This window comes from Actinophytocola sp., from assembly GCF_035712165.1.
Lineage (GTDB): Bacteria > Actinomycetota > Actinomycetes > Mycobacteriales > Pseudonocardiaceae > DASYTH01.
Map to the genome: position 1 here is coordinate 1 of NZ_DASTBH010000045.1, position 2,168 is coordinate 2,168.

Here is a 2,168-nt window from a genome sequence, read left to right on the forward strand (position 1 = left end):
GCCGAGGTCCACGGTGTCCACCTGGGCGCTGACCGGATATGCGCGCACCACCCCGCTCGCCGGGCGGCGTGCCTCGGCGAGCGAGACCGACGGGTCGGTGGGCAGCACCAGACCCGCCGGCAGGTCGGCGCCGCCGGTGCACCCGGCGAGCAGCCCGGTGCCCGCCGCGGCCAGCCCGGCCCGCACCACGGTGCGGCGCGCGATGACGTTTCTCCCGACCGGCGGCATGGCACGTCCTAGCGTTGCTTGGCCTTGGCTCGACGCGGCCGGCTGGCCGCGGACAGCTCGGCGATGCCGGACTCGATGGCGCCGGTCAGCAGGTCGACTTCGGACGTGCTGTCGTAGTCGGCGGTGATGCCGAAGACCATCTGGTCGCAGTAGGTCATGACAGCGACGCCTATCCGCAGTCGCAGCGCGATCGGCACGTAGGGCTGTAGCTCGACCACCTTGCGGCCGAGGACGTAGAGCGGTTCGCGCGGGCCGGGCACGTTGGTGGTCACGGTGATGATGCTGTGCTGGGGGAGTCGGGTGGCGAGCCGGATCATCCAGGAGACCGGGCCGAACGGCTCGTGCGCGGCCAGCTCGGTGACGGCCTGGCCGGCCTGCGCCTCGCCGTCGGCCTTGGCCTCGCGCAGCCGGCTGTGCACCACGGCCAGCGCCTCGATCGGGTCGGCGATGTCGACCGGCAGGAACGGCAACACCAGCGAGACCCGGTTGTCCAGGATGTCGTGATCTCCCTTGGCGCGCACGGAAACCGGTACCAGCGTGCGCAACGTGTGGGTGTCGGGCACTTCACCGCGGTGCAGCAGCAATGCGCGGAACGCCCCGCTGATCGCGGTGAGCGCCACGTCGTTGACTGTCGCTCCGTGGGCTTTGCCGATGGCGACGACGTCGGGTAGGGAGGCGCGTGCGATGCCATAACGGCGTTGCGCTCCGATCGAACCAGACAGGGACGAGGGCCCCGCCGGCCACAGGCGTCCGGCCAGCGCGGCCAGGTCGCGTGCGGTGCCGGTCAGGCCCTGCATCAGCCGGCGCGGCGACCGGGCGGCGCCAACGAGCAGGCGCAGTTGCTCGACCGGAAACCGCACGAAGTCGGCGAGGGCGTCGGCGAGCAGGCTCACCATGCTCGGCGGCGGGATCAACTCCGGGGCCTGGTAAGGGATTTCCGGGTCGGGCTCGGGTGAGCCGCTGAACAGCACGCCATACAGCTGCGCGCCGGAGACCCCGTCGGCCAGGCAGTGATGCAGCTTGGTCAGCACCGCCCAGCGCCCGCCGGCCAGGCCCTCGATCACCCAGCTCTCCCACAGCGGCCGGTCCCGGTCCAGCCGCTGCGACATGATCCGGCCCACCAGCCGGTTCAGCGCGGCGTCATCGCCCGGGGCCGGCAGCGCGGTGCGCCGCAAGTGATAACCGAGGTCGAACCACGGATCGTCCACCCACACCGGCGGGCCCAGATCCCACGGCACCCGGCGCACCTTCTGCCGGGCCCGCGGGATGGTCCGGAGTCGTGCCCCGATAGTGGCGACGTAGTCCTTCTGGCTCGGCGGCGGACTCTCGATCACGGCAACCGAGGCAATCGCCAGCGACGCGTGCCGATCGGTGTCCTCGGCCTCGAGAAACGCGGCGTCGAGCGGGCTGAGCTGTTCCATGGTGTCCTCCCACCAGATGAGGAGTCACCCTTCAGCGTCGTGTCCGCGGGGTCGGTTGCGGAGAGGCGAACGTCCCGGCGGTGCGGGACCTCCGACGGCTTGCGGCGAACGGGTCGCCAGCCGGCTGCGGCGCCGGGCCACAGTGGACACTGCCCGGCCGGTCGATGGCGCCGGTCACCGCTCCAGGTCTTCCGGGGACATGCCGGGTAGGAAGCCGAGAACATCCTCCAGCCGCCGGCGCGGGCTGCGGGGGAGGGGTTCGGCCGCGGTCGGTGCCCAGCCGATCCGCAGGATGAGCTGGGGCACGGCGGCGGAGTCGAGGATGTGTCCCAGCCCCGCCGGCTACGGCTCCCTCGGCTCCCTCGCCGATCACGGCAGCGCCGAGTTCCTGCTCACCCTGCGCCACCCGTGATCTCGCCCCACCCGTAACGTGGCCGGATGATCGAGTTGCACCTGCGCGGGCGCGTGGCGCCGGGGCGGCGCGAGGACCTGGTCGCGTTTCTCCGGCAGGCGATACCG

Annotated in this window: 2 protein-coding genes and 1 pseudogene; all 3 read right to left on the reverse strand. The window is 72.1% G+C overall.

Going from position 1 to position 2,168, the window contains the following annotated elements; translation table 11 throughout:
- Positions 1-228 (reverse strand): annotated as a pseudogene (locus VFO68_RS02285) (hypothetical protein); the annotation flags it as partial.
- 8 nt (positions 229-236) lie between these two features.
- On the reverse strand, positions 237-1,649 hold the full coding sequence (locus tag VFO68_RS02290; RefSeq protein ID WP_325156436.1) for a wax ester/triacylglycerol synthase family O-acyltransferase: 1,413 nt from the start codon (positions 1,647-1,649) through the stop codon (positions 237-239).
- Positions 1,650-1,823: 174 nt separating this feature from the next.
- Positions 1,824-1,955, reverse strand: a complete 132-nt coding sequence (locus tag VFO68_RS02295; protein WP_325156437.1) for a hypothetical protein — start codon at positions 1,953-1,955, stop codon at positions 1,824-1,826.
- Positions 1,956-2,168 lie beyond the last annotated feature (213 nt).

What these genes read in the sequence shown, in the direction of transcription:
- VFO68_RS02290 (WP_325156436.1), bottom strand. Translation starts at nt 1,649, where the DNA reads ATGGAACAGCTCAGCCCGCTCGACGCCGCGTTTCTCGAGGCCGAGGAC.